Source organism: Candidatus Methanoperedens sp., assembly GCA_027460535.1.
Lineage (GTDB): Archaea > Halobacteriota > Methanosarcinia > Methanosarcinales > Methanoperedenaceae > Methanoperedens.
The window spans coordinates 59,729-69,145 of sequence record JAPZAR010000018.1 but is presented as its reverse complement, the minus strand read 5'-3'; the positions used below and the strand labels follow the sequence as shown (position 1 = coordinate 69,145).

The following is a 9,417-nucleotide window of genomic DNA, read 5'->3' as shown; positions in this document are numbered from 1 at the left end:
AAAGATAATTTATCGATGAACCAGCATGGGATTACCCGGGAAATTCGATATGAACGCCCTGACAGGATTGACAGCTCCTATTATTTCTCATACCTTATGTCAGGACCTGCAAGAATCGCTCTTAGTCCTGCAGCTTCGGGATATTTGCATAAGGACAGATGGTTTGATAAAACAGGATCGATGCGCTATAATGCCACATCGCCTGCAGTATTTAGAAAAATAAATAAAGAACCCTATGTTTCAGGATCATTGCGGGGACAATCGAAAGTATATTCGGCGATGGAAAGTTCCGACGCTGCAAAGAAAGATAATTTATCGATGAACCAGGATGGGATCGGCCGGGAAATTCGATACGAACGCCCTGACAGGATTGACAGCTCCTATTATTTCTCATACCTTATGTCAGGACCTGCAAAAATCGCTCTTATTCCTGCAACTTCGGAATATTTGCAGAAGGACAGGTGCTTTGGAAAAACAGGACCGATACGCCTTAATGTCACTCCACCTGAGGTATTTCGAAAAATAAATAAGGAATTCAGTATTTCGGGATCATCAGGAGGAACATCGAAAGTATATTTTGCTACGGAGAGCCCGGCAGCAGGAAAAAAGGATAATTTATCGATGAATCTGGACATGATTACCCCGAATGTTCGATATGAACATGCACCCGACCGGCATGACGGTTCCGATTATTTCTCATACCTTATGGCAGGACATGTAAAAATCTCCCATGCCATTTCGAGATATTTACAGAGGAAAAGGCGCCTTGAAAACGCTGGATCGATACGATATAATGCCGCTTCGCCTGCGGTATTCCAGAAAATGAATATGGGATTCGGCTCTTCCGGATCAGCATCACATCAATCTCAAATTATCTCTATAGTGAGAAAAAACGAATATAGGAATCTGAATTTTAGAGAATATGCAGGTAATAATGCATATAATCCTTCGGAACTTGTAATAAAAAAGATTCCGCTTCAGGGGACTGAAAATTTAACCAGAAACTCAGAAGAAAAAACAATGTCGGCAAATTCAATAGATCAATCGGTCAAAGATCCTGTCAGACCAATCAATGAAATAAACAGGATCGCTGATAGAGTTTATCATATCATTGAAAGAAAAATCTCGATCGAAAAAGACAGGAGAGGATTGCTATGACGCCTACAAAAGCTATAATAGAAGTTGAAGGTGGAGATCCGATAGAAGTAAAGTTCAATCCAAACGAATATACAATCTCTTCGGAAGCGGAAATGCCGACATCTCCGTCAACTGCTGGAGAAGGTTCGGCACCTAAAGGTTCGAATGTGGGAAATCCATCTTTTTATAAGGTGTCCCTGAAGGATTTTACGGTCAAGCTGCTTTTTGATACATATGAACAAAAATCTGATGTCAGGACGCTGACGAACAAGATAGCCAAACTTCTCATACCCGCGATCGAGGGACCGGAAAGAAAAATACTTCCCATGTGCAAATTTGTATGGGGCGGTTTCGCATATAAAGGGAGGCTCCACAAACTTGATCAAAAATTTACACTGTTTCTTCCTGATGGAAAGCCTGTAAGAGCCGAACTGACCATTACGTTGAAAGCAGCAGTAACTGCGGAAGAATATAAAAAGAACATGGGCATCGATGCATGCAGGAAGATATGGAAAGTCAAGAATGGAGATAGACTTGACCTTATAGCTCAAAGTACACTCAAGAATGTAAATCTATGGAGAAAGATAGCCGAGGAGAATGACATCAATAACCCTCTGGCATTCCCAACATCTAACGACATAGGAAGGATATTGATAATTCCTGACTAAGGAGCCTGTTTGATGGATGACACAATAAACCTTGCAAGTTTCAAGCTGCTCATAAACGGCAATGAGCTCCCGAATGATATTATTACCGCAATTATCGGGATTACGGTCGAAGATGAACAGAATCTGCCGGCGATGTTTATTATCAAGGTCGACACTGTTGACAATTTGAACGGCGCATGGAGAGGAGTTGACCTTGAGACTTTTAAGATCGGGGACGAGGTGAAAGTCTCTATGGGCATTGATAGCCTGATTGACATGATCACCGGAGAGATCACATCACTCGATTTTAATTTCGGAGATAATTGCCTCCTAGAGATAAGAGGTTATGACAAACTGCATAGGTTAAGATTTGGAACGATGAGGCGTTCGTTCAAAGACATGAAAGACAGCGACATCGCTTCATCCATTGCTTCAGATATCAGCCTATCCCCCGATGTCGAGGATACAGGTACTATTCACCCGTACATATTCCAGAATAACCAGAGCAACTATGAATTTCTACTCGAACGTTCAAAACGGATAGGCTATGAGATGCGTGTTGATGAAGGGACATTCGTTTTTAAGAAATCGCAGGAGGATAGGTCGCCAGAGTTGACCCTCGAATACGGAATGGATCTCCAAAGCTTTGGAGTTCAGATAAACACGCTTACTGAAGGGAGCGAGGTTGAGGTCAGAGGCTGGAGCATCAATGATAAAGTAGAGATCGCCTCGACGGTTTCGGCAGGGAGTGAAACGACAAAAATGGCTGGTGATAAATCCGGCTTTGAAATATCTGAAAATGCATTCATCGCTTCTTCTATCTCTGTTGTCGATGATCTTATAATCGATGCAACAGATGCTGAGAATATTGCAAAGGCAAAATATAACCTCATACTTAAGGAATTCCTGACAGGGGAAGGAGAATGCGTCGGAAATCCAGGAATAAGAGCTGGAAAGACCATAGAGATAACGGGAATAGGAGAAAAGCTTAGCGGCATATATTACGTGGTGTCATCGGTTCATTCCTTATTTGAGGGAGTGTATACAACGACATTCAAGGTGAGGAGAACAGGGATATGAGCATTACCGGCCTACTGGAGCAGAGAAGGAGATCTGAATCGAAAATATACGGGGTCGTTACAGGAATCGTTATCGATAACAAAGACCCTGATATGCTCGGAAGGGTAAAAGTTAAAATCCCCCGCCTGAGCGGAGAGGATGAATCCAACTGGGCAAGGGTGCTTACTTTCATGGCGGGGAGCGAGAGAGGTGCGTTTTTCCTACCAGAAGTTGATGATGAGGTGCTTGTGGCTTTTGAATACGGGGACATAAATATCCCGTACATAATAGGTTCGCTGTGGAACGGTGTGGATACGCCGATACTCACCAATGAGGATGGAGAGAACAGCATCAGGATGATCAAATCAAAGAGCGGGCACATAATACGGTTTGATGATACTAATGGGGGAGAGAAGATAGAGATAATTGACAAATCAGAGAAAAACATGATAGTCATCAGTACAAGTGATAACAAGATATCCATTAAATCAGATATGGATATCGAGATTTCGGCCCCGAACGGGAAGGTGGCTATTGAGGCTAATGACTTCGAGGTCAAAACAAAAGCTTCTGCAAAGATAGAAGCTAATGACTTCGAGGTCAAAGCAAAAGCTTCCGTCAAGATCGAGGCTACTTCAAGTATGGATCTTAAAGCTTCAGGGAGCATGAACGTAAAAGGGGCAACGGTGAACATCAACTAATATGGGACAGCCAGCGGCTAAACAGGGAGACCAGGTAATGGCGACGGATATACATATTATAATGATCCCGACACCGGGAGGTCCGGTACCGACCCCGCTGCCGCATCCATTCACAGGTATGATCGACGGGAACCTTAGCTCTGATGTGAAGATAATGGGGATGGCCGCAGCTACAGTGGATTCAACAGCTTCAAACATGCCGCCCCACATCCCGCAGGGCGGTCCATTCCAGAAGCCCCCGGCGAACAAGGCTACCATAAAGCTGGGGAGCGCCACCGTAAAGATAAACGGAAAAATGGCTGCCAGGAACGGGGATATGGCAATGACGTGCAACGACCCGTCAGACATGCCTGTGGGCACTGTGATGGCGGTCGGGACAGTTATGATAGGAGGATAGATGGCAGAGCCGGATTTCCTGGGGAGAGGATGGAAATATCAACCTGATAAGCCCGTTTCTGTAAGGGATGGAAAGATCGCATATTCAGAGGGTGAAGATTCTATCAAGGAGTCGATAATGATCATTCTTGGCACTTCAAAGGGTGAAAGAATCATGAGACCGGATTTCGGCTGCGACCTCAACAGGCTTGTTTTTGCTCTGAATAACACGACCACAGCGACCCTTATAGAATCATATATACGAGAATCACTGCTGAAATGGGAGCCGAGGATAGAAGTGACTGATATGGATATTGCTGCTGATGAGGAAGAAGGAAATAAACTTCTAGTCAATATAGAATATATAATCAAAACATCGAATACAAAAGACAACCTCGTATATCCTTTCTATCTTGAGCGGGGCGGTATTTGATGTCTGCTGCGCCTCCAAAGCTAGACTACCGGGATCAACAGAAGATAGTGGAGCAGGTCAGGGAACTTGCTCTTAATTACTGCAATAAAGATTGGATGAATATTGACCAGATCCGATCTGACAGGAGCGCGGATGCGCTTATTCAGATATTTTCAAGGATGATGGAGATCATCATACAGCGGCTGAATAAAGTCCCTGACAAGAATTTCCTTACCTTCATGAACATGGTGGGCACACGCCTGTCTCCTCCGAGAGTAGCAAGAGCGCCGCTGACTTTTACGATGGCTAAAGGCGATAAAAAGGAGGGATTTATCAGGGCAGGCACGCAGGCTGCCACGCTCCAGACCAGGGAACACCCTTCACTGGTTTTTGAGACAGAGAGCGACATCACTATCATCCAGCCAAAACTGACAAGGGCTGTTAGTTTGTCTCCTGATGATGAAAAATGGACAGATCATAGCAAAATCCTGTTGAAAGACCCAAAGGAAGAAGTGGAGGTCTTCAGAGGGAAAGATAGTGTTCCTCACAGATTGTACCTCGGCAACAGCAAGCTTTTCACTTTCGAGGAGAAAAAGACCATTACCCTTACGACAGAAATTGATCTGCGATCTGGCATCCTCCCGAAAATACCGCAGGAATGGGAAGTGAAATGGTATTACTTTGATGAAACTCTATCCCCCAAGCCTCTAAATGTTGTCAGAACTACCAACGACGATGTTGCATATCTTCTGAAGAGCGGGAGCATTACTTTTGAACCTGTTGCCGGAATTTCAGAAAAAGAAATTACGGGATTTGAGAAAGTAAAGGGCCAGCAAAAATCCTGGAAAACCCGCTGGATATTCGCTGAGTTAATGACTTCAGCACCAGAAGGGAACCTTCCAGAGATCAAATCAATCACCGCTTCAATAGGTGGAACATCAGCCCCATCTCAATTACCGGATGCAGCTCTTTTTAACAGCGTTCCCATTGATCTGACCAAAGATTTTTATCCTTTTGGAGAACGACCCAAATTCAACGACACTTTCTATATTGGCTCAAAAGAGGTCTTTTCTAAAGAAGGCGCTAACATAACTATTGGAATTACGCTTTCGCCGGAAATAGTATTACCTGATACAACTTCTATAAGTCTTAGCCTGGAATTCTGGGATGGAACAGGATGGATACAAATCCAGAAATTGAATAAGACAGTGCAAAATGGAGTGGTATCTGGGGATCCAACTCTAGCCTTTACCATAACTGGAAATATAACCTTCAGATGCCCTAAAATCGAATTGAAAGAAGAGAATGGAATAGAGAATTACTGGATACGGTTTCGGATTATTTCGGGAAATTATGGAAAAGATACTGTATATGAAACCGGCGGTGGAATTGATATTTCAGGAACTGGAACGATTACAAGCAGCGAAAATAAAACGAATGTGGAAGGTACTGGAACAAAATTTTTAAATGAACTCAGAATTGGTGATTCTATTACTGCTGATCCTACTAAAGATGAACCTGCTCAAACAAGAAAGGTCGTTTATGTTGATGCAATAGATTCACTCACTGTTAATATTGCCTTTGATCCAGCCATTAGTGGAAGGACTTTCAAATTCAATTATGGATGGATATACAAACCCCCGACTTATAAACCGCCATGCATAAGCAAATTGACCCTGGATTATACTACAGGTGAGATCCCACTATCTATCCTGACGTACAACGACTTTGCCTACAGGAACCAAACGTACTGTTTATTTAACTGGGATGAAGTACCGGGAAATAATGCCCAGCTTATTGAATCTCTCATCTGGGGTTTCGATGTGAACTGGATAAGAGAGGCAATAATCCGGAAAATACCCGGAATAGCAACAGAAAAGGAAACCATCAGTATCTCTGACGGGAAGAACACTCTTTCCCTCATTCTTGATGACAAGATGAAAAAGGTTTACATGACAGGAACCGAGATTCAAACCAGTGAATTTGCTGTCAACGAAAAGAGATATGTGTTGAATAGCAAAAAATATCCTTTTCCCCCATTCCAGCCAATAGAGGATAAAGAACCTGCCTTTTACCTTGCCTTTGACCAGGACATCGCCAAACTCCCGGTTACTCTGTTCTTTGCCCTGTCCGATAATGTGTTCAAACCTGCTGTTCCTTTGTTGTTTGATAACAAAGGACCGGGACGTGAAGCCACTAATATCGCCTTGAAAGATGCTTCCAGTCTGTATATCGGGGACTTTGTGGAATTTCGCAATCCTTCAGGTGAAATCGAGAAAAAGATCATTAAAAGGATTGATAATCAAACAATCATCTGGGAAGAAAAACTAATCCATGACTTCAGTTCGGATGGCAGCACCATCAGTCTCTCACTTTCAGATAATCCTCCTGTTCTGGCATGGGAATACTGGAATGGGAAAAACTGGTCCCTCCTGAGCGTTGAAGATAAAACAGAGAACCTGACGAGAAAGGATATTATCCAATTCCCTGCTCCTTCCGATATCAATAAGAGGTATTGTTTTGAGGAAAAGAAGGGGGAGGAAGAGAACGATGCGAAAGAGAAAGAGTATTACTGGATACGGGCCCGTATCGATAAGGGAAGATATGATAGGTTGCCAAAACTGCGAAGCGTGCACACTAACACGGTATGGGCAAGCAACCTGGTTACAGTTAGAGATGAGAAGATCGGTGGAAGTAACGGGCAAAAGAATCAGGTCATCAAATTTTCTCATTCACCTGTCCTTAGCGGTCAAAGAGTGTGCGTGAATGAACTGTCACTCACACAAGAGGAAAGAAAGCTCATAATTTCTGAAGAAAAAAACGATAAGGCAGCAGTCAAAGATCTTAAGGATGATGCAGGCAACATCACAGGTTACCGGGTTCGATGGCATGAGGTAAGCCATTTCTTCTCTTCTGGACCCCATAGCAGGCACTATATTATAGACAGGATTAATGGGACAATAACCTTTGGCGACGGAGTAAGAGGGATGATCCCTCCAGCTGGAAAAAATAATATCGTGTGCAGCTATCGGTATGGAGGGGGAAATGATGGAAATAATGCCAGGGCATACTCCATAACAAAACTAAAGACCGCTTTTCCATTTGTCAAGTCAGTCACGAATCACGCGGATGCAGATGGCGGATGGGATAAGGAGACCCTGGAAAGTGCTGAAGAAAGAGGACCTCAGACTATCAAACACCATGAAAGAGCAGTCACTTTAGAGGACTATGAGTGGCTGGTCAGGGCATCCCCAAAAGTAGCAAAAGCAAAATGCCTGCCAGTCAAAGATCCCACCCAGAGGACAAAATCCGGCTGGGTCACGGTGATCATAGTCCCGGAAAGCGACGATCACAAACCTCTTCCGACCCAGGAATTAATAGATAGCATTAAAGATGATATTGAAAAAAAGACATCGACCCATCTCATAGACCGTTCCCAGATCAATATGATAGGTCCGGGTTATATCAAGGTGGGAGTGGTAGCTTCTGTCCAGTTCACTTCGATCCCCGAGGCAAAGACCATTGAAGGCAGGATCATTAAAAGACTGAATGAGTTCTTTCACCCGCTGCACGGGGGTACAGACAATAAAGGACGGGATTTCGGAAGGGATGTTTATATATCGGAAGTTTATAAAGTCATCAAGAATACGGATGGTGTGGACTATGTGGATCAGCTGTATCTTAATGCTTCGATACAGATTTATAAATTGAAAATCAATGAAATAACTCCATCGGTTGTTTATCCAGAGCGCAGTATTGTGTCGATAGGTAAGAAATTCCTATTTGACTGGGATGAAATTCCGGGAAAAGATTCAAAAAATTTGAAAGCTTATCTGACACAGAATTTTGGCATTGACTTTGAGAAGGGAGAAACGATTGAAAAAACCAAGAATGTCATATATGTGTACACATATAATCACATATATAATAAATATTTGTTCAGCTGGGAAGAGGTTGCCGATACTGAGGAAGTACCGGGAAAAGAAAAATATAAACTTATTACATATCTAAGAGAAGAATTTGGTTTGGACTGGTTAGATCAAGTTTTTTCGATAGTTAGAAAAATTGACAATGGCATAACCCTGAAAATCAAAGGTCCTTTTGTATGGCCACCTTTGAATCAAAACTATATTCTGATCAGGCTCGACGCTACAAAAACCAAAGCAGACCTTTCGATCTCAACTGACCACAGGACCGATAAATTCGAGGCGAAGGTCGAGAATAATAAGCTAAACATATACACTTACAATAAGATCGTCAATAACACGGTTTCGATCAGATTTGATGATGATCCAACAAGGCTGATCCTCACAATCGATAACATCAGGACCGATGAATTGGTTGCAAAGGACAAAACGAAAATCTATGACAGAGCAATATTCTCTCTGGCTGAACGACTTCCACTTGAAGGAACTGATACTCTTACTGTAGTGGGTTTTAAAGAAGGAGACAATATTATCCTCAGAGATGGCGAAAACAGGAAACTTCTTGTTGTTAGTTCCGTGTCTCATAATATTAAGGGTGACATCCTTGAATGTGAATCCGTACGATCTGAAACTGGATTCCCTCCTTGGAGCGTCGTGGAAACATTTGATAAGAGAATTAAGTCATTCATTACCGAAGGTGTGCCTGCGAATAGCGACATCATTAATCTCAAGGTAGCGCCACTTGAGATAAGTGATAAATTGTTCCTCGGGCTCAGGGATGATCCAACTAAGATTGATTCTTCACAGATAAAAGAAATAAGTGATAAGGTTGAAACCATTTTCATAGATGATAACTATCTTGTTTATTCCGGTACACATGTGATAAATAAGAGTGAGGAGGAGGAGGGATTACCCGATGTCAAAATCGATGAAATATATAATCTGGTACATAACGGAAAACTTCCTGAATTCCCTTATCTTATTAATACAAACACCCGGGAGGTCCATAAATTGAATAACTGGAAGAAGAACTGCCATCTTCCTGATATAAGACTTGGGCATAGAAAGTTCATCAGAAATTATGATGATCTTGATATGACCAATGTATACGATTACTGCAGATGGTGTTTTGGAGCTGAATTGTCTAAACGCTGATTTTT

At 42.6% G+C, this 9,417-nt stretch carries 7 protein-coding genes; all 7 read left to right on the top strand.

The window, feature by feature from the left end; all coding sequences use genetic code 11:
* On the top strand, positions 1-1,158 hold a 1,158-nt coding region (locus O8C65_08005), incomplete at its 5' end, for a hypothetical protein (protein MCZ7356861.1).
* On the top strand, positions 1,155-1,805 hold the full coding sequence (locus O8C65_08000; protein ID MCZ7356860.1) for a hypothetical protein: 651 nt from the start codon (positions 1,155-1,157) through the stop codon (positions 1,803-1,805). The genes O8C65_08005 and O8C65_08000, both read left to right, overlap by 4 nt.
* 12 nt (positions 1,806-1,817) lie before the next feature.
* Positions 1,818-2,864, top strand: coding sequence for a hypothetical protein (locus O8C65_07995; protein ID MCZ7356859.1), 1,047 nt, complete (start codon positions 1,818-1,820; stop codon positions 2,862-2,864).
* Positions 2,861-3,544, top strand: a complete 684-nt coding sequence (locus O8C65_07990; protein MCZ7356858.1) for a phage baseplate assembly protein V — start codon at positions 2,861-2,863, stop codon at positions 3,542-3,544. The genes O8C65_07995 and O8C65_07990 overlap by 4 nt, the downstream gene beginning before the upstream one ends.
* Before the next feature lies 1 nt (position 3,545).
* The gene (locus O8C65_07985; GenBank protein ID MCZ7356857.1) at positions 3,546-3,941 is read left to right on the top strand and encodes a PAAR domain-containing protein; all 396 of its coding nucleotides are present in this window, start codon (positions 3,546-3,548) and stop codon (positions 3,939-3,941) included.
* Positions 3,942-4,352 (top strand): GPW/gp25 family protein, encoded by a 411-nt coding sequence (locus O8C65_07980; GenBank protein ID MCZ7356856.1) that lies wholly within the window; start codon positions 3,942-3,944, stop codon positions 4,350-4,352.
* Positions 4,352-9,412 (top strand): putative baseplate assembly protein, encoded by a 5,061-nt coding sequence (locus O8C65_07975; GenBank protein MCZ7356855.1) that lies wholly within the window; start codon positions 4,352-4,354, stop codon positions 9,410-9,412. The genes O8C65_07980 and O8C65_07975 overlap by 1 nt, the downstream gene beginning before the upstream one ends.
* The last annotated feature ends 5 nt before the right edge of the window (positions 9,413-9,417 follow it).

Coding starts and splice junctions, on each gene's coding strand:
- O8C65_07980 (MCZ7356856.1), top strand. CDS start 3,942: ATGGCAGAGCCGGATTTCCTGGGGAGAGGATGGAAATATCAACCTGAT.
- O8C65_07990 (MCZ7356858.1), top strand. CDS start 2,861: ATGAGCATTACCGGCCTACTGGAGCAGAGAAGGAGATCTGAATCGAAA.
- O8C65_07995 (MCZ7356859.1), top strand. CDS start 1,818: ATGGATGACACAATAAACCTTGCAAGTTTCAAGCTGCTCATAAACGGC.
- O8C65_07985 (MCZ7356857.1), top strand. CDS start 3,546: ATGGGACAGCCAGCGGCTAAACAGGGAGACCAGGTAATGGCGACGGAT.
- O8C65_08000 (MCZ7356860.1), top strand. CDS start 1,155: ATGACGCCTACAAAAGCTATAATAGAAGTTGAAGGTGGAGATCCGATA.
- O8C65_07975 (MCZ7356855.1), top strand. CDS start 4,352: ATGTCTGCTGCGCCTCCAAAGCTAGACTACCGGGATCAACAGAAGATA.